Origin of the sequence: Nocardia sp. XZ_19_369, from assembly GCF_015355715.1 — a bacterium.
Lineage (GTDB): Bacteria > Actinomycetota > Actinomycetes > Mycobacteriales > Mycobacteriaceae > Nocardia.
In genome coordinates this window covers 1,243,176-1,267,962 of sequence record NZ_JACVED010000001.1, presented here as the reverse complement: position 1 = coordinate 1,267,962, position 24,787 = coordinate 1,243,176, and the positions used below count along the sequence as shown (strand labels likewise).

The window sequence follows — 24,787 nt, the reverse complement described above, 5'->3', positions numbered from 1 at the left end:
GTTATTGATTTCCCGCACCTGGAATCGCAGGCGAATCTCGGTGCGGGAAATCGGAAGGTGTGCGGCTAGTCGGTTGGGGTGAGGGTCTGTTCGCCCGCCGCGACGTACGCGCGCTCGGTGATGGCTTTGTAGGGGCGCCACCAGGATTCGTTGTCGCGGTACCACTGGACGGTCGCCGCGAGGCCCGCGCGGAAGTCGGCGTAGCGCGGGGTCCAGCCGAGTTCGGTGCGCAGCAGCGTCGCGTCGATGGCGTAGCGCTGGTCGTGGCCCGGCCGGTCGGTGACGTGGTCGAAGTCGTCCGGGTCGCGGTCGAAGGCTTGCAGGATCATCCGCACCACGGACTTGTTGTCCAGTTCGCCGTCGGCGCCGATCAGATAGGTCTGCCCGATCCGGCCGCGCTCCAGGATGTCCCACACGGCGCGGTTGTGGTCGTCGACGTGGATCCAGTCGCGCACCTGATGGCCGGCGCCGTAGAGCCGCGGCCGGACGCCATCGATCAGATTGGTGATCTGGCGCGGGATGAACTTCTCCACATGTTGATAGGGACCGTAGTTGTTGCTGCAGTTCGACAGGGTGGCACGGACGCCGAACGAGCGGGTCCAGGCGCGCACCAGCAGATCACTGGAGGCCTTGGTCGCCGAGTACGGACTGGACGGGTTGTACGGAGTGCGTTCGGTGAACGCGGGCTCGTCGGGGGTGAGATCGCCGTAGACCTCGTCGGTGGAGACGTGGTGGTAGCGCACGTCGTAGCGGCGCACGGCCTGCAGCAGTGAATAGGTGCCGATGATATTGGTCTGCACGAACGGCCACGGCTCGGCCAGCGAGTTGTCGTTGTGCGATTCGGCGGCGAAATGCACCACCGCGTCGACGCCGCTGACCAGTTCGTCGACCAGATCGAGGTCGGCGATATCGCCGTGCACGAAATCGATCCGATCGGCCACCGGGTCCAGCGAGGCGCGATTTCCGGCGTAGGTCAGTGCGTCGAGCACCGTTACGGTGGTATCGGGACGGTCGGCAACGGTCTGCTTGACGAAGTTGGCTCCGATGAATCCGGCTCCGCCGGTGACAAGCAAGCGCACCCCATGACCTTACTTCCACCGGTTAGGCACAGCGTGATCGATTCGAGATAGGCGCGCTCGAACGATCGAACTAGCCCATGCCGCCAGAGTTGCGCTCTGTGACCTTGGTCTCTTACTCTTCAGTAGAAGTCGGACATCCAGTCCTGTTTGTAGCCCAAAACCGCACTTAGAGTGTGTGTTTCCGACACCCCACCATGCCACGAGTCTCTTTGGTGAACAAAATTTGAATAAAAGGTCACAACCCGTTCACCACTCGTTGGCTGGTCTAGATTTCGATCGTCTAGTCCCCTCCGAACGCTTCACATTGAGGTTCCACCACATGCTGATGAGGAAATTCGCCGTCTCTTCGGCGCTGCTGATCGCCGCTCTCGGCGTGACCGCGGGCACCGTCAACGCGGCCCCCGCTGCCGATCAGAAGGTGATCAACTACACCGCTACCGGCACCGACACCCAGTCCATTCTCTCGATCGACCAGGGCTCGATCGAGGTCGAAGACGGCGCCCTCAAGATCAAGGACGCGGCCGGCACCACCGTCGCGGGCACCCCGCTCGTCATGCGCGTCGACGACTTCGAATTTCCGATCGCCGCGGACATCTCCGATCGCACCGCCACCCTGACCCCGCAGCTCGACATGGCGCACGCGACCTACAAGCCCGTCGCCCTGCCCTACGAGGACAAGGCGCCCTGGAAGACCGAATACGATCGTGAGCAGGCCGCCTGGTCGCGCATGACCTCCACCATCTCCATGGGCGCCACCATCGGCACCCTCGTCGGCGGCCTCGGCGGCGCCGCAATCGGTTGCGTCCTCGGCGGCGCCGCAGGCCTCGTCCTCACCGGTGCCCTCTCCGCAATGCTCGGCGCCCCGGTCGGTTTCATCGGCGGCTGCATTGCCGGCTTCCTCGCGATGGGTGCCGTCGGCACTCTCCTGGGTCAGATTTTCGTGACGGCTCCTGTCGCGATCGGCGCGGCCATCCAGTACTTCACCACCATCAACGCCCCCTTCGTTCCCCCGGCCCCGGCCAAGTAGATACGTCCGTGCCCAGCTGAAGCTGGACTGGCACAACTGAATTCACCCAACCGAATTGCAACCGAACATCGAGCCAGGAACCCCTGCTCCCGGCGCACCGCCGGGGGCAGGGGTTCCTGAGGACCGCGCCCCGGTTACTGAAAGTTCGTGAGATCAGTTGCCGGTCGTTTCACTCACTCAACGCACCCGATGAGGAACCAAAGCACATGCGTATCACTAAGTTTGCCGCCACCTCCGCGTTACTGATCGCCGCTCTCGGCGTGACCGCGGGCACCGTCAACGCGGCCCCCGCTGCCGATCAGAAGGTGATCAACTACACCGCTACCGGCACCGACACCCAGTCCATTCTCTCGATCGACCAGGGCTCGATCGAGGTCGAAGACGGCGCCCTCAAGATCAAGGACGCGGCCGGCACCACCGTCGCGGGCACCCCGCTCGTCATGCGCGTCGACGACTTCGAATTTCCGATCGCCGCGGACATCTCCGATCGCACCGCCACCCTGACCCCGCAGCTCGACATGGCGCACGCGACCTACAAGCCCGTCGCCCTGCCCTACGAGGACAAGGCGCCCTGGAAGACCGAATACGATCGTGAGCAGGCCGCCTGGTCGCGCATGACCTCCACCATCTCCATGGGCGCCACCATCGGCACCCTCGTCGGCGGCCTCGGCGGCGCCGCAATCGGTTGCGTCCTCGGCGGCGCCGCAGGCCTCGTCCTCACCGGTGCCCTCTCCGCAATGCTCGGCGCCCCCGCCGGCTTCATCGGCGGCTGCATCGCCGGCTTCCTCGCCATCGGCGCTCTCGGCACCCTGCTCGGTCAGGTCTTCGTGACCGCTCCTGTCGCGATCGGCGCGGCCATCCAGTACTTCACCACCATCAACGCCCCCTTCGTTCCCCCGGCCCCTGCCAAGTAGGCAACGCGCACAACCGAATACGAAACTGAACCCCGCTCGGCCGTTGCCGGGCGGGGTTTTTCGTGGTCCCGGCATGCGCGAGCCCCGTCCCGGCCACAGCGGAACGGGGCTCGCCTGGACAGGCCGGCCGGCTTACGCCGTCCGCGCCTGTTGGCCTTCCTCGATCCGAGCCCGGACGAAGCGCGACACCCTGGCCAGGGCCGCTCTGCTCTCCGGCAGGCTCGGTGCGATGCTCATGAACGCGTGCACTTGGCCGCGCCAGAGCTCCACCGCGTTCGGCACGCCTGCGGCGGTGAGCCGCTGCGCCATCAACTCGCAGTCGTAGCGGAGCACCTCGTCTTCGGCGGCGATCAACAGCACCGGCGGCAGGCCAGCCAGGAGCCCGTTGACCGGGGACAGCAGCGGATCGAGTTTTCCGTCGATCTCCGCGCCGATGCGGACCACGGCTTCCAGCGCGAGCAACGGAATGTACGGATCTTTCCGCACATTCATGTGGGTTCGCTTCGCCGCGTAGTCCAGGTCGAGCAGCGGACTCAGCCCGACCAGTCCGGCGGGGGCGGGCAGGCCCTCCTCGATGGCGCGCAGTGCGGTGGCGAAGGTCAGGTAGCCGCCCGCCGAGTCACCGGCGAAGACGATCCGGCGGGCGTCCGCGCCGTGGCGCAGCAGCCAGCGGTAGGCGGTGAGACAGTCGTCGACCGAATTGGTGATGCGCTTGCTCGGCAACTGCCGATAGTCGACGTTCACCACGGGCAGGCCCGTGCGCCGCGCCAGGCTCGCCGCGACCGGCCGGTGGGTACGCAACCCGCAAACCGCGAATCCGCCGCCGTGCATGTACAGCAGGGCCCCGTGGCGCAGTGCCCTGGCCGCGCCCGCGGGCCGCACGATCTCCATTCGGAAACCGTTGAGCGACACCTGCTCCCGATCGATACCCTGCGGCTCCGGCCGCAACCTGGCGAGCGTGTCGATCGCCAGCGCGCCGATCGGGATGGTCGCGCGGGTGATCGGTGCGGCGCGCAACGCGGGACGGACCACGCCGAGGCAGGCCGCCAGGACCAGACGCGCGGGGGCACTCAGATTTTCCGGATTCATGACAGTGGCTGACTCGCCGACCCTGGTCGCTGCCATCGCGCACCTACCTCACCAACTGGCGCGCCGAGCCACGACCGAGCGGTCCCAGGCGAGCTGTCGGCGCTGACATCTCACACAGTGTTGTTTCAGAACACCATGCATTGTGTGACCTAAGCAACAGAATCGCTGAACCGACCGCTCCGGAAACCGTGAATGCCGATTCCGTAATCAATTCGACGAGCAGTCGGAACCTCGCCGACGCTTGGCCAAGGCCGAACTGGCAGACTCCTGGTCATGCGGGGCATTATCTTGGCGGGTGGCACCGGCTCCCGGTTACATCCGATCACACGCGGGGTCAGCAAGCAGCTGGTCCCGGTCTACGACAAGCCGATGGTCTACTACCCGCTGTGCACGCTGATGCTCGCGGGCATCCGCGACATCCTCGTCATCACCACGCCTGCGGACGCCGACGCGTTCGGCAGGCTGCTCGGCGACGGCGCGCAGTTCGGCCTCTCGATCAGCTACGTGGTGCAACCCGAGCCGGACGGCCTGGCCCGCGCCTTCGTGCTCGGCGCCGGCCACATCGGCACCGACAACGCGGCGCTGGTGCTCGGCGACAACATCTTTCACGGCCCCGGGCTCGGCACCAGCCTGAACCGCTTCGCGGGCATCGACGGCGGCGCGGTGTTCGCCTACTGGGTATCGGACCCGACCGCGTACGGCGTGGTCGAGTTCACCGAGGGGCGCGCGGTGTCCATCGAGGAGAAGCCGAAGACCCCGCGCTCGAACTACGCCATCCCCGGGCTGTACTTCTACGACAACGACGTGGTCGAGATCGCGCGCACGCTGAAGCCCTCCGCGCGTGGCGAATACGAGATCACCGACATCAATCGGGCCTACCTGGAACAGGATCGGCTCCGGGTCGACGTACTCGCGCGCGGCACAGCCTGGCTCGACACCGGCACCTTCGATTCGCTGCTCGACGCCGCCAACTACGTGCGCACCATCGAAGAACGGCAGGGCCTCAAGATCGGCGTGCCGGAGGAGGTGGCCTGGCGGATGGGCTACATCGACGACGAACAGCTGTGCAAGCTGGCCGAACCGCTGACCCGCTCCGGCTACGGCAGCTACCTGCTCGACATCCTCGAACGCGGCCGGGACTGGTGAGCATGGAGTTCCGGGAGCTCGACGTCCCCGGCGCCTGGGTGATCACCCCGCGCCAGCTCGGCGACGGTCGCGGCATGTTTCTCGAGGGATTCAAGGCCTCGGAGTTCGAGAAGGTGACGGGCCGGCCGTTCGATCTGCGGCAGGTGAACTGCTCGGTTTCCGCCGCCGGGGTGCTGCGCGGCATCCACTACACCGAGGATCCGCCGGGGCAGGCGAAGTACGTAACCTGTGTGCGCGGTGCGTTTCTCGACGTGGTCGTCGACCTGCGCCCGGGCTCACCCACCTACGGGCGCTGGGACAGCGTGCTGCTCGACGATGTCGACCGGCGCTCGATGTTCCTGTCCGAGGGCCTCGGCCACGCGATCCTCTCGCTGGAGGACAACTCCACCGTCACCTATCTGTGCTCGCTGGAGTACACGCCCGAATTCGACAGGGACATCGACGCTTTCGATCCGCAGCTCGGCATCGACTGGCCGACGGTCGGCCGCGACGGTAGTCCGCTGACTTTTGTTCGCTCGGCCAAAGACACTGCCGCACCGCCCTTTTCCTGAGTAGCCCGAAACAGGCCGGCCCCACCTCGCGGTGGCACCGGCCTGTTTCGTGTCGGCTGTCGGAGGTCAGCCGACGAGCTCGAGCTCCGGTTCCGGAGTCCGCTCGGCCTGCTTGGTGCGCTTCACGAAGAAGGCCGAAAGGGCAACCAGCGCACCGGCGATGGAGACGGCCGCGGCGAAGATCAGGCCGGGGCGGTAGGTGTCCAGCATCGCGGTGGGCGAGGTGTCACCGTGGCTGCCCGACGCGATGATCGCGGTGGTCACGGCGAGCACGATGGCCGCACCGACCTGCATCGAGGTCTGCAGCACGCCCGCCGCGAGACCCTGTTCGTCGTCGTCGATCCCGTTGGTCGCCTGAATGTTGATGGCGGGGAAGCCGACCCAGCCGATGCCGATCAGCATGATCGCGGGCAGCAGCATCGTCCAGTACGACGGCGCGGTGTCCAGTCGCAGGAACATCAGGTAGCCGACGGCCATCACGGCCATGGTGACGCCGATGATCGGGCCGGTGCCGAACCGGTCGACCAGCTTGTCGGAGAACACCGCGGACAACGCGACCATCAGACCGACCGGCAGCAGCGCCATCGACAGCTTCAGCGGCGACCAGCCCAGGGTGTCCTGCATGTACATGGTCACGATGAACTGCCAGCTGAAGTAGGAACCGGCCACCGCGACGATCGCCAAGCTGGCGCGGACCAGCGAGACCTTGCGCAGGATGCCGAGCCGGACCAGCGGGTGCTTGACCCGCTTCTCCACCGCGACGAAGCCGGCGAACAAGACCAGCACCGCGGCGAACGAGCCGAGGGTGCGCGCGGACACCCAGCCCGCTTCCGGCGCCGTGACGACGGTGTAGACCAGCAGCAGCATCGCGGAGGTGGACAGCAGCGCGCCGAACAGGTCGTGGCCGCCTTCCTCGGCGGGCTTGTCCTTCGGGACCAACACCCACGCGGCGGCCAGCGCGGCCAGCGCGATCGGGACCGGCAGCAGGAAGGTCCAGCGCCAGCCGACCCCGGTCATCAGGCCACCGAACAGCAGGCCGGACGAGTAGCCGCCCGCGCCGAACACGGTGTAGATGGACAGCGCCTTGTTACGGGCCGGGCCCTCGGCGAAGTTGGTGGTGATGATCGACAGGCCGGTCGGCGCGGTGAACGCGGCGGCCAGGCCCTTGATGAATCGGGTGAGGATGAGCAGCGGCCCGGAGCTGACCAGGCCACCGGCCAGCGAGGCGACGGCGAAGACGGCCAGTGCGATCAGGAAGACCTTGCGGCGCCCGAACAGGTCGGCGGTGCGTCCGCCGAGCAGCAGCAGGCCGCCGTAGCCGAGGATGTAGCCGCTGACCAGCCACTGCAGGGTGGAGGTCGAGAGATCCAATTCATTGCCGATGGACGGCAGCGCTACGCCGATCATCGAGACGTCGAGGCCATCGAGGAACAGCACGATGCACAGCGTGATCAGCATGCCCCAAAGCCGGGTAGTCCATACGTTCGCGTCGGTCGCGGAGGCGGCCGCCGGGGTTGCCGGTGAAGTCATGCGGGGTACGTTACATGCGCACGCATTAAATGCCAACACATTTAATGCAGTTGCATAGACCTCCGATGGCCACTAGGATGGGGCCATGTCGAACCCGTCGGCAATCCAGACAGCCCGGCGCACCGTCGCGCCGACCGGGCTGGTTGGCGAGTGGCGCGAGCTGCTCGACCGGCATGCGACGGTGAGTTGCGCACTGGAAAAAGCGCTACAGGGACAGCATCGGATCGGACTCAGCGAGTTCGAGACGCTGGACCGGCTGGTCGACGCCAACTGTGGCGACTATCGAATGAGCGATCTGGCCAACGACATCTACCTGAGCCAGAGCGCGCTCTCGCGTGCGGTGGCCCGGCTGGAACGCGACGGCCTGGTCTCGCGCACCATGTGCCCCGAGGACCGGCGCGCCGTGTTCGTCTGCCTCACCGAGAAGGGCCGCGAGGTCTACCAGCAGGCGCTGCCCACCCACCGTGCGGTGCTGAGCGACACCTGGCCGTCGCCCGGTCGAAAGTGCTGAGACCCCGCCGAAACCGCTGAGGCACAACGAACTTCAGACGGCGCAGCTCTCGCGCGCCGCCTCGATGCCGTCGCGTGCGTCCACCGCCACCGCCCCCAGGCTCGCGAAAGCCCTTCGGTAGCGGTCGATGTCGTTCTCCTTGTCCAGGTAGACCGGTCCGGTGAACGCCTCGACGTAGACCACCGGCGGCTCGGGCTGCTCGCCGACGCGCAACTCGGGGAATTCGAGCATGACGAACCGGCCCGAGTCCATGCCCTCGTGGTAGCCGGAATCCGGTGGCACCACCCGGATTCGGACGTTGGGCAGGTCGCACATCTGCCGCAGGTGCGCCAGCTGCCCGGCGGCCACCTCGGCCCCGCCGATGCGGCGCCACAGCACACTCTCACTGATCACCGCGTCGAGCTGCAACGGCGCGTCGGCCCGGGTGACCAAGGCCTGCCGGGCCATTCGCAGCTGCACCCGGCGATCGATCTCGCTCGCGGACATGTCGGGGCGCGCGGCGGCCAGCATCGCCCGCGTGTACGCCTCGGTCTGCAACAGACCGGGCACCAGCTCGTTCTCGTAGGTCGACAGCCGGGACGCGGCTTCCTCGAGGCCGATGTACACCTCGAAACCCTCGGCGATGACGTCACCGTAGGCGGTCCACCACCCCCGCGCCTTGGTCTCCCGCGCCAAGGCGGTGAGCGGACCGATCAGATCGGACGGCGCGCCGTACACCTTGCACATCGCCTCGACATCGAGGCTGCGCAAAGAGGTTTGGCCCGTCTCGATCCGCCAGATCTTGGCCTCCGACCATTCCAGCTGCTGAGCCGCCGTCCTGGTGGTCATCCGGGCGCGATTGCGCAGATCACGCAAGTGACGCCCCAGCTGGCGCCGGGGCATCGTCGATCCAGTGGTCCCCTGCGGTAAAGCCATAGTTGTTCCCCCCTCGTTGCCGTGCGCCGGCCGCACTGCCGAACCCCTCACGAGTTCGCCATTGTGACCATCCCTACCAGATGCTGTCGTCGGAACACCGGCATCCAAACAGCATTGTTTCACAGCAAAACGGACATAGGTCACGATGGGTGTCACAGCTAGGCCGGTGGCAAAACAACGCCAAAAACCCTGCGCCGGGCGCGATTCGGCGCGTCTACCTGCGCGAGCCGCCCTTGCGGAAGCGCCAGAACTGCACGGCGCGAACGTCTTCGGAGAGCTGATTGACCGGTTCGGCGACATCGGACAGCGCCTGGAACAAATCGTCGGCCAGCTCGCTGATGTGCTCCACCCTGGTCGCCAACCGGGACGCGTTCACCAGGAATTCCAGCATCAGGCGGACCACGGCCGCGATGGTCAGCCCCAACGGAATTCCGATCACCGCGGCGAGCACCCCCAGCACCGCGGAGACCCGCCACATGAGTACTGTCAGCGCGATCGGAACGGCGCAGGCGAACACCAGACCGAGGATGTAGGCCAGCGGCAGCAGCGTTCGGGTGGCGGGCCGCCGGAACTGCACATCGAGCAAGCCGCGCGCCGCCTCGACACTCCACTGGCCGAAGGCGCGCGGACTCTCGAACGGCTCGGCCGGTTGCTCCTCCTCGATGACAGCGGCGCGGGAGAACCGGCGGGTCGCTGATTCTTTCCAGGTGATCCACCGCGATTCGGCTTCGTACCCCGCCGGGTCGGGCAGCTCGGTCCCCTTGCCCGCGCCGGTGGACTCATCGCTCATGGTCGAAATCCTCCCCGCAATCCCACATCCGAGCCAGCCGGAGAAGTAGCGCAGACCACATCAGTCCCATCATCCTCAGCGGGCTCGCAGTAATGGCACAGCGAAAGGACAGGTCAGCGACTCAAAGTAGCCGGGGGACAACAAAATTTGCGAAGTTCGAGCAACGTCATAGCAATTTGCTTTCAAGGGCACCTGAAAGAGACGTAGCCAACACTGGCAAAGAAGTTTCGAAGATCGCGTAACGCTGCGGACAGCTGGCACCGATACGACCCATGAATGCAGGACCCAGATCTACCGGGGAATGGAGAGAACAGTGCGCACCACGTTTCCGACTTCCGTCTCGGCGGCCGCTATGACCGCCGCTGCGCAGGACTACACCCAGCGCGGATGGACGGTCGCAGAAACGGCCAACGGTCTCTGCCTGATCACCGATGACGACCTTTCGGCCATCGAGGTCAGCGGCGAGCTGGCCGGCGAGGTTCGCCGCTTTCTGCGGGCGAACAATCTTTCCGGCCCGGTCATCGAACTGCCCGGCGCGGAGCGTCGCGAGATCCACCTGGTCACCGGCGTCCGCAAGGCCGCCATGGCGCTCGAGGCGCTGACAGCCGCAGGTGCCATCGTGCACACCGACGGCGCGACCGTCCCGCTGCCGCCCACCCACCTGCTGGCCGGTTCGGCCTGCTGGGGTGTCGCACCGGGCGAGGCCCGCTGGGTTCCGCCGGTGGTCGCGATCAGCGCCGCCGTCCGGGCTGCGACCGCGCAGAAGCGCGACCAGCTCACCAGCGTCGCCTGCTAGAGGTTTTGAACGACGGCCGGGTGACCCCCGGCCACTACGACCGATATCCGATTCGCGTCGACAGCCCCGGCGCTCCGGTATCGGTCGTTCTGCTTCCAGCGATGCGAGGGATCCGCAGTCCCCGCCAGACACCCGCACCACGTCTTCGATGTCCGAAGAAGAGGTAGCGGGTATCGGTCGTTGTAGCCGGCACCCGCCTCGCATATCCCGCGTTCCCTTTTCAGACCGGCGATAGCGCGGGAGGATGTGGCATGGCCTCGATCACGGAATCACGCAATCTGTTGCGCACCTGCCCGCTCTGCGAGGCGGTGTGCGGACTCGAACTCACCCTCGATTCCGATGATCATGTGACCTCGGTCCGCGGCGACAAGCAGGACCCCTTCAGCAAGGGCTTCATCTGCCCCAAGGGGGCGAGCTTCGGCCATCTCGACGAGGACCCCGATCGGGTGACCGAGCCGATGATTCGCGACCGGGCCACCGATACCTGGCGGACCGCCTCGTGGAACGAGGCCTTCGATCTGATCGCGGAACGCTTTCCCGCGGTGGTCGCCGAACACGGAAAACAGGCGGCGGCAGCCTATTTGGGCAACCCGAACGCACACACCGTAGCTGGGGCGCTCTATGTTCCTGTGCTGCTGCGCGCGTTGAGTACCAAGAACCTTTTCTCGGCGAGTACCGCCGACCAGATGCCCAAGCAGGTGGCCAGCGGGCTGATGTTCGGCGATCCGCTGACGGTGCCGGTCCCGGATCTGGATCGCACCGATTACCTGCTGATGCTCGGCGCGAATCCGCTGGAGTCGAACGGGTCGTTGTGCACCGCACCGGATTTCCCCGGGCGGTTGAAGGCGTTGCAGCGCCGCGGCGGCCGGTTCGTGGTTGTGGACCCGCGCGTCACCCGCACCGCGAAGCTGGCCGACGAGCACCTGTTCATCCGGCCGGGCAGCGACGCGTACCTGCTGTTCGGCATCGTGCACACCCTGTTCGCCGAGCAGCTCACCGACCTGCGGGTCGAGGTCGCCGGGCTCGACGAACTGCGCACGGCCGCAGCGGCCTTCAGCCCGGACTCGGTGGCGGTCCGCACCGGGGTGCCCGCGGCGACGGTGATCCGCCTCGCCCGCGAGCTCGCGGCCGCGCCGACCGCGGCGGTGTACGCCAGGATCGGCACCTGCACAGCGGAGTTCGGCACCATCACCCAGTGGCTCGTCGATGCGATCAACGCGTTGACCGGCAACCTGGACTCGCCGGGCGGGGCGATGTTCGCCACCGCGGCGGCGGGCGGGATCTCGCGCAGCAGGCCGTTCCGGCTCGGCCGCTGGGCCAGCCGGGTGCGGGGCCTGCCCGAGGCAATGGGTGAACTGCCGGTCGCGACGCTGGCCGACGAAATCCTCACCCCGGGTGAGGGGCAGATCCGCGCGCTGGTGACGGTCGCGGGCAACCCGGTGCTCTCCGCGCCGAGCGGTGCCCGGCTGGACGCCGCCTTCGCCCAGCTCGACTTCATGGTCAGCGTGGACCGCTACCGCAACGAAACCACCAGGCACGCCGACGTGATCCTGCCGCCGCCGCGACCGGTGCAGTCACCGCACTACGACTTCGCCCTGCTGCAGTTCGCGGTGCACAACTACGCCCGCTACTCCCGGCCATTGGTGCCGCTCGGCGATCGCCCGTCGGAGTCGGGGGTGCTGGCGCGCCTGGCCGCGGCGGTCTCGGGCATGCCGCACGAGGGTGCCGACGGGGTGGACCCGCTCACCGGGGTGGACGAACTGATCATGGCGGGCATGCTGCAGAAAGCCGGAATGGCGGACCGGCGCGGCGAATTGATCGGGAACGACACCACCGAGCAGCGCCTCGACCTGATGCTTCGCCTCGGGCCGTACGGCGAATGGAACGGCGGCACGCTGAATCTGCAAGTGCTGCTCGACAATCCGCACGGCATCGATCTCGGGCCGTTGCAGCCGAAGCTGCCCGGCGTGCTGCGCACCGAGTCGAAGAAGGTGGACCTCGCCCCGCGGCAGTTGCTCGACGATGTGGCCAGGATGCGGGCCCGGCTGGCCGACACCGCGCCGGACGTGGTGCTGATCGGGCGGCGCCAGCTGCGGTCCAACAACAGCTGGATGCACAACATCGGCCAGCTGGTGAGCGGGTCGAATCGCTGCACGCTGCATATCAATCCGGCCGATGTGGCGCGGCTCGGGCTCGGTGAGCACGCGGTGGTGAAGTCGGCGGCGGGCACGCTGACGGTGCCGCTGGAGCCGACCGAGACGATCATGCCCGGCGTGGTGAGCCTGCCGCACGGCTGGGGCCACACCGACAGCACGCAGACGGTCGCGCGGGCGCACGCGGGCGTCAACGCCAATGTGCTGACCGATGATTCGGTGGTCGACGTGCCCTCCGGCAACGCGGTCTTCAACGGTGTCCCGGTGACCCTGAACCCGGCGTGACGCGCGCCCGGAAACCCTCTCCCGCACGTCGACCCGGCCGGCCGATCATTCCGGCCGGTCGGCTTGTAGCTAAGTTTCGGAATCCCTTGCGCTAACTACGCATTCGGTGCATTCTCAACTTGGATTTCGTAGTTTTGCCAGGCCGAACGGACTTAACATGGACAGGATTTCGGTTTAGTCGCGGGCTCAACGCCGAACCCTCGCAGGATCCGGATTCCGGCTACCAGAGGGTGACGAAGATGCCCAGTACGCAGTGCGGCAGTGACGGCGAGCACGAGCTACAGGAGCGGTACGGCACACAGGACAGAGCGGCGCGTTTCTACCACGACCAGGTACTCGAGCAGCTCAATCCCACGATGATCGAGTTCATCGGGCGGATGGACATGGCCTTCATCGCCACGGCGGACAAACACGGCGAGTGCGACTCGACCTTCCGGGCGGGCGAACCCGGTTTTCTGCACGTCATCGACGAACGCACGATTGCGTATCCCGAATACCGCGGCAACGGGGTGCTGGCCAGCCTCGGCAACATCCTGGAGAACCCGCACGTAGGCATCCTGCTCATCGATTTCGTGCGCGACCTGATCGGCCTGCACATCAACGGCTCGGCCCGGATCATCCCGGACGCAACCTTGCGCAACGCGGTATCCGGCCTGCCGGAGAACCTCAAGGGCCGCACCGCCGAACGCTGGGTGGTGGTCGACATCGAAGAGGCCTACATCCACTGCCGCAAGCACATTCCGCACCTGGTCCCCGCCGACCGCGAACGCCGCGACTGGGGCACCGACAATGTCCGCGCCAAGGGTGGCGACTACTTCGGCGCCAAAGCAGAGAGCGGCGACCGGGTAGAGGTGGCCGCGCTGGTCACCCGCTGATCGAGCCGTCCCGCGGGCCTAGTGGATCTTGAAGATCACCAGGCGCTGCACGACGAAGTTGATCACGGTGGCGGTGCCCTGGGCGACGACGAAGGCCAGGAGCTGACGCCAGACGGCGTCGGGCAGGGCTTCGTAGAGCACCGCGTTGATACCGACCTGGACGGCGAAGGTGACCGCGTAGAGGATCACCACGGCGACGAACCGGGCTCGGCTCGGCGCCGCCTGGAAGGTCCACCGGCGGTTGATCAGATAGGCCGTGGTGGTGCCCGCGATGAAGCTGAGCGACTTCGCGGCCTCGCGCGGCAGCCCGAGCACGTTGAACAGCAGGCTGTACAGCCCGAAGTCGACGACCGCCGACAGACCGCCGGTCAGCGTGAACCGGACGATCTGGGTCTTCAGGTCGACGTCGGTACCGCCCGGCTCGTCGACCAGCGGCAGCTCGGCCGGGAGCGGCAGGTGGGGTTCGGCATGCACGCGACGAGCGTAGCGGTCGCCAAAACGATATGTAGATCACTACTCCGGAGTAAGAGACCTCGACCGGATGTCCGGTCATACCTGTAGCCTCTATCCCGATGTCCACGAAAGCTCCGACCGCCACCACGACAACCGGTAACGAGAGCGGCACCACCGTCACAAACGATGGGGCCGACGCCGGGAACGCGTTCGCATTGCCGACGCACACCCGCACGTTGACCGGGTGGGGTCGCACCGCACCAACCTCTTCCGAAGTGCTCTCGACCAGCGATCCCGAACTGATCGCCAAGGCCGTCGCCATGGTCGCCGAGGACAACGACTCGAAGCCACCGCACCTGCGCCGCGGCATCATCGCGCGCGGGCTCGGGCGCTCCTACGGCGACCACGCGCAGAACGCCGGCGGGCTGGTCGTCGATATGACGGCGCTGAACCATATCCACCGGATCGACCGCGATACGCGGATCGTCGACGTGGACGGCGGCGTCAGCCTGGACCAGCTCATGAAGGCGGCGCTGCCGTTCGGGCTCTGGGTTCCAGTGCTGCCGGGCACCCGTCAGGTGACGATCGGCGGCGCCATCGCCTCCGACATCCACGGTAAGAACCATCACAGCGAGGGCAGCTTCGGCAACCACGTGCGCTCGATCGATCTGCTGACCGCCGATGGGCAGGTGCAGCACATCACCCCGAAGCGCAACGCCAAGCTGTTCTGGGCGACCGTCGGCGGCAACGGCCTCACCGGCATCATCCTGCGCGCGACCATCGAGATGACGCCCACCGAGTCGGCGTACTTCCTCAACGACGGCGTGAAGACCACCACGCTCGACGAGACCATCGCGGCACACAGCGACGGCAGCGAGGCGAACTACACCTACTCGAGCGCGTGGTTCGACGTGATCAGCCCGCTGCCGAAGCTCGGCCGGGCCACCATCACCCGTGGCCGCCTGGCCAAGGTGGACGAGCTGCCCAAGCGGCTGCGCAAGAAGCCGCTGAAATTCGATGCGCCGCAACTGATGACGGTGCCCGACATCTTCCCGAACTGGACCATGAACAAGCTCACGCTGCGGTCCATCGGTGAGGCGTACTACGCCATGGGTGGCAACTACACCGGCAAGGTGCAGAACCTGACGCAGTTCTATCACCCGCTGGACATGATCGCGGAGTGGAACCGTGGCTACGGTTCCAACGGATTCCTGCAGTACCAGTTCGTGGTGCCGACCGAGGCGGTCGAGGAATTCAAGCGCATCATCATCGATATCCAAGGGTCCGGGCACTACTCGGCGCTCAACGTGTTCAAGCTGTTCGGCGCGAGCAACCCGGCGCCGCTGAGCTTCCCGATGCCGGGCTGGAACATCTGCGTCGACTTCCCGATCAAGCCGGGTTTGAACGAGCTGGTCAGCGAGCTGGACCGCCGGGTGCTGGAGTTCGGCGGCAGGCTGTACACCGCGAAGGACTCGCGGACCACCGCGGAGACGTTCCACCAGATGTACCCGCGGATCGACGAGTGGATCAAGATCCGCCGAAGCGTCGACCCCACAGGCGTTTTCATGTCCGATATGGCGAGAAGGCTGGAGCTGCAGTGATCAATGCCGTAGGAAACCCGCAGGCCATCCTGCTGCTCGGCGGGACCTCCGAAATCGGCCTGGCGATCTGCGCGGAATACCTGAAGAAGGGCCCCGCGCGCATCGTGCTCGCCGCGCTGCCCAACGATCCGCTGCGGGACGAGGCGGTCGCGCAGATGAAGGCGGCGGGCGCGAGCCAGGTCGACGTCATCGACTTCGACGCCCTCGACACCGACGGCCACCCGAAGGTGATCGACGCGGCGTGGGACGGCGGCGACGTCGATGTCGCCATCGTCGCGTTCGGGCTGCTCGGCAATGCCGAGGAGCTGTGGCAAGACCAGCGCAAGGCCGTGCAGATCGCCGGAATCAACTACACCGCCGCGGTTTCGGTCGGCGTGCTGATCGGCGAGAAGATGAAGGCGCAGGGCTACGGCCGGATCATCGCCATGTCCTCGGCGGCCGGTGAGCGGGTGCGCCGCTCGAACTTCGTCTACGGCTCGACCAAGGCCGGCCTGGACGGGTTCTACCTCGGCCTCGGCGAGGCGCTACGGCCGTTCGGCCCGCGCGTCCTGGTCATCCGGCCCGGTCAGGTGCGCACCAAGACCACCATCGACGCGTGGGCCTCGGCAGGTGTCAAGGAGGCTCCGCTCACCGTCGACAAGGAAGACGTTGCGGCGCTTGCCGTTTCGGCTTCCCAGCGGGGCAAGGACCTGATCTGGGCACCCGGTGCCTTCCGCTACGTGATGATGATCCTGCGGCACATCCCGCGCCCGATCTTCCGCAAGCTGCCCATCTGAGTTTTGCTTCGAGCCGCACCTCGATCCGATCCCGCATCCGGTACGCGGGTCGGCGAGGTGCGGTTTTCGTTTCGCCACGACCGGCACAGGTCGCCGCATCCGACGCCGGACCTGGCAGCATGATCGCCGATCCCCCGCACGCTCTCGATCCGAGACCGTGCGGCGCCGACGCGAATGCTCAGCCCGAGTGAACCCGGAGATGCCATGCGAGTAATCCGAGAAGGCCGCACCGGCACGGCGTGCCTGCCGCACGTCGAGGCCGCCGGAGTGGGCCGATGACGGCCACGGTCGCCGAGCGGGGCGAAGCACCCGCTCCCCTCGGTGGGCGAGGTGCATTGCTGCTCAGGCACATCGGGTCCGGCGTCGGCGAGGCGCTGCTGGCAACGCTGGTCGCCATCGCGGTGACCGCGGTGGGGCTCGTGGCGTTTTCGATGGTCCAGTGGCCCGCGTTCAACTCCTCCAACGTGACTCGGGCACTGACGACGGTGGGACAGGTCGTCGCCGCGGTCTTCGTGGTCGCGGCCATCGCGCTGGTGCGACGCGGACAGCGCCCGGGCAAGTGGTTCACCCAGCCATGGGTCGCGAAACTGCTGTCCTGGGTGGGTATTTCGACCTTCGTCACGTTCACCCTCGGCATGCCGTTGGCGGCGACCAAGCTGTATCTGTTCGGTGTCTCGGTGGATCAGGAGTTCCGTACCGAATACCTGACCCGCCTCACCGATTCGGCCGCGCTGCACGACATGACCTATGCGGATCTGCCGCCGTTCTATCCGGCGGGCTGGTTCTGGATCGGCGGGCGCGTCGCGAACGTGCTCGGCATGGACGGCTGGGAGGCGTTCAAGCCTTATGCGATCGGGTCGATCGCGGTGGCGGCGGTGATCTCGCTCGTGCTGTGGTCCAAGCTGATTCGCGCGGACTGGGCGATCGCGGTCACGGCGGCGGTCACCGCGCTCGCGGTGGCATACGCCGCGCCGGAGGCGTACAGCTCGGTGATCGTCATCCTGTTGCCGCCCGCGCTCGTCCTCGCGTGGGGAGCGCTGCACCGGCCGGAGGAACCGACCGCGCGCGGCACCGCCGGCGGCTGGGGCGCGGTGGTCGGCACCGGCCTCTTCCTCGGTGTCGCGGCGACCTTCTACACGCTGTACCTCGGCGTCGCGGCCTTCGCCGTCGGCCTGATGGGTCTGGTGGCAGCCTGGCTCGCCGTGCGGGAACGGCGGCTCGCCGGTCATCCACGGCGGGTTCGCACCGCCGAAGGCGCGGCGCGGCCGGTGTGGCGGGCAGCCGTCTCGCCGCTGGTGCGGCTGGTGGTGATCGCCGCGATCGCCGCGGTGGTCGCACTGATCGTGTGGCTGCCGATCCTGTTGAAGGCGCTGGACGGGGTGCCGACGAGGTCCGGTTCGGCGTTCCACTACCTGCCGGAGGGCGGAGCCGAGCTGGCGTTCCCGATGGCGGAGTTCTCGTTGCGTGGCGCGCTGTGTCTGGTCGGGCTGGTCTGGCTGGTGGTGCGCGCGGCCTCGTCGCGGCGGGCGCAGGCGCTCGGCATCGGTGTGGTGGCGATCTACCTGTGGACGCTGCTGTCGATGACGGCCACCGCGGCAGGCACCACGCTGCTGTCGTTCCGGCTGGAGCCGGTCCTGCTGGTACTGCTCGGGGCGGCGGGTGCGTTCGGCTTCGTCGAGGGTGCCAGGGCCGTCTACCAGGCGATCGGCGAGCCGAGCAGGTTCCGGCTCGCGGCGGTGGCCGTCGCCATCGTCGGCGCGCTGGCGTTCACCCAGAACATCCCGCACGTCCTGGCGCCGGAGATCACCACCGCGTACACCGACACCGACGGAAACGGCGAACGTGCCGATCAACGCCCACCCTCAGCGGTCGCGCACTACCGGGCGGTGGACGCGGCGCTCACCGCGCAGACCGGCCGCCCGCGCTCGGACACCGTGGTCCTCACCGCCGACACCAGCTTCCTGTCCTTCTACCCCTACTACGGCTTCCAGGCGCTCACCTCGCACTACGCCAACCCGCTCGCCGACTTCGCGGGCCGGGCCGCGACCATCGAGGGCTGGAGCAAGCTGAAGTCCTCCGGCGCGCTGCTGGACGCCTTGGCGGCCTGCCCGTGGCGGGCGCCGGATGCCTTCCTGTTCCGGCGCAGTGCTGACGCCTACACCTTGCGCCTCGCCAAGGACGTCTACCCGAACGATCCCAACGTGGAGCGCTACACCGTCACCTTCCCCAAGGAGCTCTTCGCCGACCCGCGCTTCACGGCCACCGATATCGGCCCGTTCGCCCTGGTCACTCTCCGTCGATAGCGCAGCTCCGCACGGAACACCGCAGAAGCGCGTCCCAACCTGCGCGTCTGCGGTGTTCCGTGCACCCGTCAGCCCCCGTTGCCAGGCACAACACAGCCTGTTCGGTTACCGTGGGCGGCTGAGTTAGAGCTAGCTAGTAGGAGAAGTTTGCAGGTGGAACGGGTGCAGCAGGTCGATTCGGGCGGTTTGGACGGGTCGGCGGTCGGGGTCGCGAGCAGGGAATCCATCGCGACCGAAGTGCTCACCAAGGGCCCGTCGGCTCCGGTTCGGCGGCGAAGACTCCCCCGCCTCCGGGTCAATCGGTTCGACCTGTTCGCCGGACTCGGCTACCTCGCGCTGGCCGTCCTGGTGCTGTCCGGGCAGTGGCGCAATACGCAGAGCGGGTACCTGATCAAGAGCGGTCAGGACCAGACGATGTGGGAGTGGTTCTTCGCGGTCACCGCGCACTCGGTGGCGAATCTGGAGAACCCGCTCGGCACGAACCTGCAGAACTTCCCCGCCGGGGTGAACATGATGGCCAACACGGCCATGTTCGGGGTCGGGGTGCCGTTCACGCCGATCACCCTGCTGTTCGGGCCGACGGTGACCTTCGTGCTCGTGCTCACCCTCGGCCTGGCCGCCACCGCGCTCGGCTGGTACTGGCTGTTCTCCAGGGAGCTCGTCGAATCGAAGTTCGCGGCGAGCATCGGCGGCCTGTTCTGCGGCTTCGCGCCCGCGATGATCTCGCATGCCAACGCCCACCCCAATTTCGTTGTGCTGGTGCTTCTTCCGGTCATCGCCGGTCACCTGATCCGGATGGCGCGGCGGGCCGGTGCGGCGGGGGCGCGCAGCCGGGTCCGGGATGCCGTCGTGCTCGGACTGCTCGTCGCCATGCAGATCGCGCTCGGCGAGGAGCCGCTGCTGATCTTCGCGCTGTCGTTCGGGCTGTTCGCGGTCGTGTACTACCTGCACGCGCCGCGGCTGGGGTTGCGCGCGCTGCGCCGGGTCACCCCGACTGTGCTGCTCGCGGCGGTGCTCACGCTTGCGCTCACCGCGATACCGCTGTGGTGGCAGTTCTTCGGGCCGCAGAGTTACCGCTCGATCGATCACGGGCCGATGGGCAACGACCTGAAGGCGATCGTGCAGTTCCCGTCCGAATCGCTGGGCGGAATGTTCTCACCCGGTCAGTACGTGGCGATCAACGAGACCGAGCAGAACGCCTACTTCGGCTGGCCGCTGCTGCTGCTCGTCGCCGCCACCGCCGTGCTGCTGTGGCGTGATCGACTGGTGCGCGCCGCGGTCGCGGTGATCGCGGTGTTCGGTGTGCTGTCGCTGGGTGCGGTCGCCATGCTGGGCAAGCGGAGCACCGGCGTCGAATTGCCGTGGCGCTGGGCCGAAAAGGTCCCGCTGCTCAACACGGTGCTGGAGTCCCGGCTCACCATGGCGGCGATTCCCGCCATCGCGGTGATCCTCGCGCTGGCGACCGATCGGGCGGTCCGGGCCTGGCGCGAGTCGCCGGTCGACTGGCGGCCACTGGCCTGGTTCGGCACGCTCGCGTGCGCGTTGCTGCCGCTGGTGCCGACGGTGCTGCCGGTGATCGAGCGCGCGCCGACGCCGGAGTTCTTCGCCGACGGTGCGGTGCGCGAGTACGTCCGCGACGGGTCGGTCGTCATGGTGCCGCCGCCGCGCCCGGCCGACGCGCGGGCGTTGCGCTGGCAGGCCGACGCCGGCTTCGACTTCCCGTTGGCAGGCGGGTACTTCGTCGGACCGACCGGGACGCAGAAGAAGGGCATCTACGGCCCGGAGATGCGCCCGACCACCGCGCTGCTCGTGCAGGCGCAGGACACCGGGGTGGTGCCGCCGATCGGCGACGAGGAACGCGCGCAGCTGCTCGACGACCTGAACTTCTGGCAGGCCGACGTGCTGGTGCTGGCCGCGACCGCGAACGGCGACACGCTGTCCGCCGCCGTGACGCGGCTGCTCGGCTTCGGGCCGACCCGGGTGGACGACGTGTGGGTTTGGAACGTTCGCGCGCTGCGGTGAGCGCCGGTAACAGTGGTGATCACCGGGTCCGGCCCCGCGGGTAGCTAGCATCAACCCCCGTGCGACCGGACCGATCAACTCGAGCGTTCACCCGTTACCGCCTGATCGCCCTCGTCTCCGGGTTCCTGGGATTCGTGCTGGCGCTGCTGACACCGCTGTTGCCGGTGCGGCAGGACCAGGCCACGCTGGACTGGCCACAGGCCGGGGTCAGCAGCGTCGAGGCGCCGCTGGTGTCGTATCAGCCGCTGCGGCTGACCACGACGCTGCCGTGCTCGGTCATCCAGGCGGTGGGCACGGGCACGGTGGTGTCCACCGTGCCGGTCGCCTCGGGCCAGGCCGCGAGCAAGGGGCTGGTCGTCTCGGTCGCCGACGACACGCTCTCGGTGGTGCTGCGCGACGTTCCGCTGCTGTCCGCGCCGGTCGCCGAGATCACCGCGGCGGGCTGCACGGCGCTCACCGTCGACTCGACCGCCGCCGCGACGACCACCGAGATCACCGGCGCGTCCCGGCAGGACGGAACGCCCTTCCGCAACACCGTGACTCGCGACATCCGCCCGCAGGTGGTCGGGGTGTTCACCGATCTGGCGGCCGGTCGGTTGGCCGGTGCCCGGTTGCACGCCGACATCGACTCCCGGTTCTCCTCGTCGCCGTCGGTGCCGAAGCTGGCCGCGATCATCGCGGCCGTGCTGTGCACGCTCATCGCACTGATCGCGCTGCACCTGCTGGACACCAGCGACCGGCGCCGGGCCCGCCGGTTCCTGCCCGCGCACTGGTGGCGGTTCACCGTGACCGACGGCGTGGTGCTCGGCACGCTCGGGCTGTGGCACTTCATCGGCGCCAACACCTCCGACGACGGCTACATCCTGAACATGGCCCGCGCCTCCGGGCACGCCGGGTACATGGCCAACTACTACCGCTGGTTCGCGGTGCCCGAGGCGCCGTTCGGCTGGTCGTACGAGGTGCTCGCCTGGATGACCCGGATTTCCGACGCCAGCCCGTGGATGCGGCTGCCCGCCGTGCTCGCGGGCGTGGTCTGCTGGCTGGTGATCAGCCGGGAAGTGTTGCCGCGCCTGGGTGCTCGGGTGCGGCGGAACAAGGTCGCGCTGTGGACCGCCGGGTTGGTGTTCCTCGCCTTCTGGCTGCCCTATGACAACGGGCTGCGACCCGAGCCGCTGATCGCGGCGGGTGCGCTGCTCACCTGGTGCTCGATCGAACGGGCCATTGCCACCGGACGGCTGCTGCCCGCCGCGGTCGCGGTGTTGATCGCGGGGTTCTCGCTGGCCGCCGGGCCGACCGGGCTCATCTGCATCGCGGCGTTGATCGCGGGATCGCGGCCGGTGTTGCAGATCATCATCAAGCGGGCGCGCGGGGTGGTCGCTGCGGTAGGCGGTGGAGTGGCCGAAAGCCCCACGGGGGCAATGGGACTCGGTGCCAAAGATGGCACAGGTACCGTGGCGGCCGAGAACGCCGGTCCGACATCGAAGTCCGGGGCACACGAGCCCACCCGCCGCCCCTCCTGGGCGACAACGCTTTTCCGCTACCTCGCGCTGCTCGCACCGGGCCTGTCCGCCGGAACCCTCGTGCTGGTAGTGGTTTTCGCCGATCAGACCCTGTCCACCGTGCTGGAAGCCACCCGGGTGCGCACCATCATCGGCCCGAACGTGGCCTGGTTCGACGAACGCACACGGTGGGATTCACTGCTGATGCTCTCCCCGGACGGTTCGCTGGCGCGGCGGTTCGGCGTGCTGGTCATGCTGCTGTGCCTGCTGGTCTGCGTGCTGCAGGTGCTGCGCAAGGGCCGCATCCCGGGCACCTCGCGCGGACCGTCGGTGCGGATCCTCGGCATCGTGTTCGCGTCGCTGGTCCTGATGATGTTCACGCCGACCAAGTGGACGCACCACTTCGGTGTGTACGCCGGCTTGGCCGGGTCGCTGGCCGCGCTCGCGGCAGTCGCGGTGGGCAGCGAGGGAATTCGCTCGCCGCGCAACCGGGCGCTGTTCGCGGCGGCGGTGCTGTTCCTGCTCGCGATCACCTTCACCGGGTCGAACGGCTGGTGGTATGTGTCCAGCTACGGGGTGCCGTGGTGGGACAAGGCGCCGCTGTTCGCGGGCAAGGGCTTCTCCACGCTGTTCCTGGGGCTCAGCGGCGTCGCGCTGGTGGTCGCCGTCTGGCTGCACTATCGAGAGCCGTACCGCGAGGCACGCACGGCGCCTAAGCGATTCGATCGATTCGCGACCGCGCCGCTGACCATCGCCGCGGCGGTCCTGGTGTTGTTCGAGGTGATGTCGCTGGCCAAGGCGGCGGTCGCGCAGTACCCCGCGTACTCGGTCGCCAAGTCGAATCTTCAGTCGTTGACGGGTGATCCGTGCGCGCTGGCCAACGAGGTGCTGGTGGAGACGGACACCGCCAACTCGCTGCTGAGCCCCTACTCGGGTTCGCCCGCCGACGGATTGGCCGCTGAGACAAAGGGATTCGCGCCCAACGGCGTCGCGAGCGACCTCACCGCCGACGCGGACGAAACCGTGGCCGGCGGCGCGAACTCGGTGAACTCCGACGCCAAGAACAAGACAACCAAGACCACCGGCGCGGGCACCGGCGGCGGCAGCACCGCGCAAACCGGCATCAACGGCAGCACGGTCGCCTTGCCGTTCGGCCTCGACCCGGCGACCACGCCGATCATGGGCAGCTACCAGGAGGACGAGCAGCAGCAGGCCTCGCTGACCTCCCAGTGGTACCGCCTCGACCTGGCCGACAGCATGCGCCACGACCCCGCCTACCAGGTGCTCGCGATCACCGCGGCGGGCCGGATCAGGCATGTCGACGCCGACGGTGTGGTGACCTACGGACAGGAACTGCATCTCGAGTACGGCGTGCACGAGGCGGACGGCTCGGTGCGCAAGCTCGGCACGGTCGATCCTATCGATATCGGGCCCGCGCCGTCCTGGCGCAATCTGCGGGTGCCGTTGGACCAGCTGCCGATCGAGGCGAACGCGGTGCGGCTGGTCGCGGTGGACAACGACATCACCCCGAAGCAGTGGCTCGCCGTCACCCCGCCCCGGCTGCCCAAGCTGGCTCCGTTGAATTCCGTTGTCGGCTCAGCCGATCCGGTGCTGCTCGACTGGCACGTCGGGCTCGCCTTCCCGTGCCAGCGTCCGTTCAATCACCGCGACGGCGTCGCCGAGGTGCCGAACTGGCGCATCCTGCCCGACCGGGTCGGCTCCGACGCCTCCAACGCCTGGCAGGACGACATCGGCGGCGGGCCGCTCGGCTGGACCGGACTGCTGCTGAAGTCGGAGACCATCCCCAGCTACCTCGAGCACGACTGGTCGCGGGACTGGGGTTCGCTGGAGAAGTTCACCCCCTACGACCCGCAGGCCGAACCGGCGCGGATCGGCGTCACCGTCGAAACCCGCACCGGTTTGGCCAAGGACGATCCGATCCGCGTTCGCTAGGGCGATAGCCGCGCGACACCGAACCAGCCGGTTCGGTGTTGCGCCGGCGCAAAGATGTCGTAAACAGACCGGTTGGAAGCCTATTTCGCCGCACGATCGCAGGACGAAACCCACATAAATCCGTAATCTGTGCAGTATGACGTCGACCTTCGACCACATGGATCTGCGCGATCTCGTCGGTCTCCTCACCGCAGAAGAACAGCGCGAACTGCGACCCGCAGTCCTGCGCGTACTAGACCGCCTCCCCGCCCAGGAGGTCCTCCGCCGCGAACTCGGTCTGCGTATGACCAAGGTCTGAGCAACCCCCGGCCACTGAACCGGCGCGAAGCGATCCATACCGCGCAATCCACGGTATGTCGATGCCGCGCAACACAATCGGAGTCCCGACCCCCAAGGTTTGTCTCCCGGGTCGACTGCGCCCTGACCGAACTGCGACACAGTCTCGAATCGGTCATCCCGTCTCGCCCTGCACGACGTCTCCCGAATCCCCTTTCCCTACAACAGTCATCGGCCATAGCC

20 protein-coding genes are annotated in these 24,787 nt (G+C 67.6%); 14 read left to right on the top strand and 6 right to left on the bottom strand.

Going from position 1 to position 24,787, the window contains the following annotated elements:
• Positions 1–65: 65 nt before the first annotated feature.
• Positions 66–1,079 (bottom strand): dTDP-glucose 4,6-dehydratase, encoded by a 1,014-nt coding sequence (gene rfbB / locus IBX18_RS05765; RefSeq protein ID WP_194832592.1) that lies wholly within the window; start codon positions 1,077–1,079, stop codon positions 66–68.
• A gap of 319 nt (positions 1,080–1,398) precedes the next feature.
• Here rfbB and IBX18_RS05760 point away from each other — a divergent pair, with 319 nt between their 5' ends.
• Positions 1,399–2,106: a hypothetical protein gene (locus IBX18_RS05760; protein WP_107653631.1), complete on the top strand. Its 708-nt coding sequence runs from the start codon at positions 1,399–1,401 to the stop codon at positions 2,104–2,106.
• A 206-nt stretch (positions 2,107–2,312) separates the two neighbouring features.
• Entirely contained in the window at positions 2,313–3,020 is a 708-nt protein-coding gene (locus tag IBX18_RS05755) for a hypothetical protein (protein ID WP_194832591.1), read from the top strand.
• Positions 3,021–3,152: 132 nt separating this feature from the next.
• On the opposite strand, the gene IBX18_RS05750 is transcribed toward IBX18_RS05755, so the two are convergent.
• Entirely contained in the window at positions 3,153–4,145 is a 993-nt protein-coding gene (locus IBX18_RS05750; protein WP_194832590.1) for an alpha/beta hydrolase, read from the bottom strand.
• A gap of 237 nt (positions 4,146–4,382) precedes the next feature.
• Between IBX18_RS05750 and rfbA the strand changes: the two genes are divergently transcribed.
• Together rfbA and IBX18_RS05740 are read left to right on the top strand one after the other, a co-directional pair.
• On the top strand, positions 4,383–5,255 hold the full coding sequence (rfbA, locus tag IBX18_RS05745; RefSeq protein WP_194832589.1) for a glucose-1-phosphate thymidylyltransferase RfbA: 873 nt from the start codon (positions 4,383–4,385) through the stop codon (positions 5,253–5,255).
• Positions 5,256–5,257: 2 nt separating this feature from the next.
• Positions 5,258–5,806 carry a dTDP-4-dehydrorhamnose 3,5-epimerase family protein gene (locus tag IBX18_RS05740; RefSeq protein ID WP_194832588.1) on the top strand — a complete coding sequence of 183 codons (549 nt, stop codon included), beginning with the start codon at positions 5,258–5,260 and terminating at the stop codon, positions 5,804–5,806.
• Between the two features lie 66 nt (positions 5,807–5,872).
• Here the strand turns inward: IBX18_RS05740 and IBX18_RS05735 are convergent, their stop codons facing one another.
• Complete coding sequence (locus tag IBX18_RS05735) at positions 5,873–7,336, bottom strand: MFS transporter (RefSeq protein ID WP_228540319.1); 1,464 nt, start codon at positions 7,334–7,336, stop codon at positions 5,873–5,875.
• Between the two features lie 85 nt (positions 7,337–7,421).
• On the opposite strand from IBX18_RS05735, the gene IBX18_RS05730 reads away from it, so the two are divergent.
• Positions 7,422–7,847 carry a MarR family winged helix-turn-helix transcriptional regulator gene (locus IBX18_RS05730; protein WP_194832587.1) on the top strand — a complete coding sequence of 142 codons (426 nt, stop codon included), beginning with the start codon at positions 7,422–7,424 and terminating at the stop codon, positions 7,845–7,847.
• Positions 7,848–7,880: 33 nt separating this feature from the next.
• Here IBX18_RS05730 and IBX18_RS05725 read toward each other — a convergent pair whose 3' ends face one another.
• Entirely contained in the window at positions 7,881–8,729 is an 849-nt protein-coding gene (locus tag IBX18_RS05725) for a helix-turn-helix transcriptional regulator (protein WP_228540318.1), read from the bottom strand.
• A 247-nt stretch (positions 8,730–8,976) separates the two neighbouring features.
• Complete coding sequence (locus IBX18_RS05720; protein WP_194832585.1) at positions 8,977–9,552, bottom strand: DUF4282 domain-containing protein; 576 nt, start codon at positions 9,550–9,552, stop codon at positions 8,977–8,979.
• 313 nt (positions 9,553–9,865) lie between these two features.
• Between IBX18_RS05720 and IBX18_RS05715 the strand changes: the two genes are divergently transcribed.
• From IBX18_RS05715 to IBX18_RS05705, 3 genes are all read left to right on the top strand, one after another.
• Complete coding sequence (locus tag IBX18_RS05715; RefSeq protein WP_107659908.1) at positions 9,866–10,348, top strand: hypothetical protein; 483 nt, start codon at positions 9,866–9,868, stop codon at positions 10,346–10,348.
• Between the two features lie 251 nt (positions 10,349–10,599).
• Positions 10,600–12,786 (top strand): molybdopterin-dependent oxidoreductase, encoded by a 2,187-nt coding sequence (locus IBX18_RS05710; RefSeq protein ID WP_194832584.1) that lies wholly within the window; start codon positions 10,600–10,602, stop codon positions 12,784–12,786.
• Between the two features lie 239 nt (positions 12,787–13,025).
• Positions 13,026–13,661: a pyridoxamine 5'-phosphate oxidase family protein gene (locus tag IBX18_RS05705; protein ID WP_147135464.1), complete on the top strand. Its 636-nt coding sequence runs from the start codon at positions 13,026–13,028 to the stop codon at positions 13,659–13,661.
• A gap of 18 nt (positions 13,662–13,679) precedes the next feature.
• Here IBX18_RS05705 and IBX18_RS05700 read toward each other — a convergent pair whose 3' ends face one another.
• Positions 13,680–14,135 (bottom strand): GtrA family protein, encoded by a 456-nt coding sequence (locus IBX18_RS05700; RefSeq protein WP_147135459.1) that lies wholly within the window; start codon positions 14,133–14,135, stop codon positions 13,680–13,682.
• Positions 14,136–14,233: 98 nt separating this feature from the next.
• On the opposite strand from IBX18_RS05700, the gene IBX18_RS05695 reads away from it, so the two are divergent.
• The 6 genes from IBX18_RS05695 to IBX18_RS05670 all read left to right on the top strand — a co-directional run bounded on the left by IBX18_RS05695 (position 14,234) and on the right by IBX18_RS05670 (position 24,566).
• A complete protein-coding gene (locus IBX18_RS05695) occupies positions 14,234–15,715 on the top strand; it encodes an FAD-binding oxidoreductase (RefSeq protein WP_228540316.1) in 1,482 nt (493 codons plus the stop codon).
• A complete protein-coding gene (locus IBX18_RS05690; protein ID WP_194832583.1) occupies positions 15,712–16,491 on the top strand; it encodes a decaprenylphospho-beta-D-erythro-pentofuranosid-2-ulose 2-reductase in 780 nt (259 codons plus the stop codon). Before IBX18_RS05695 ends, IBX18_RS05690 begins: the two co-directional genes overlap by 4 nt.
• 275 nt (positions 16,492–16,766) lie before the next feature.
• Positions 16,767–18,794, top strand: coding sequence for a galactan 5-O-arabinofuranosyltransferase (locus tag IBX18_RS05685; RefSeq protein ID WP_194832582.1), 2,028 nt, complete (start codon positions 16,767–16,769; stop codon positions 18,792–18,794).
• A gap of 237 nt (positions 18,795–19,031) precedes the next feature.
• A complete protein-coding gene (locus IBX18_RS05680; protein WP_373889169.1) occupies positions 19,032–20,816 on the top strand; it encodes a glycosyl transferase in 1,785 nt (594 codons plus the stop codon).
• Between the two features lie 59 nt (positions 20,817–20,875).
• Positions 20,876–24,268 carry an arabinosyltransferase domain-containing protein gene (locus IBX18_RS05675; RefSeq protein WP_194832580.1) on the top strand — a complete coding sequence of 1,131 codons (3,393 nt, stop codon included), beginning with the start codon at positions 20,876–20,878 and terminating at the stop codon, positions 24,266–24,268.
• A gap of 136 nt (positions 24,269–24,404) precedes the next feature.
• Positions 24,405–24,566, top strand: coding sequence for a hypothetical protein (locus tag IBX18_RS05670; protein ID WP_167768902.1), 162 nt, complete (start codon positions 24,405–24,407; stop codon positions 24,564–24,566).
• The last annotated feature ends 221 nt before the right edge of the window (positions 24,567–24,787 follow it).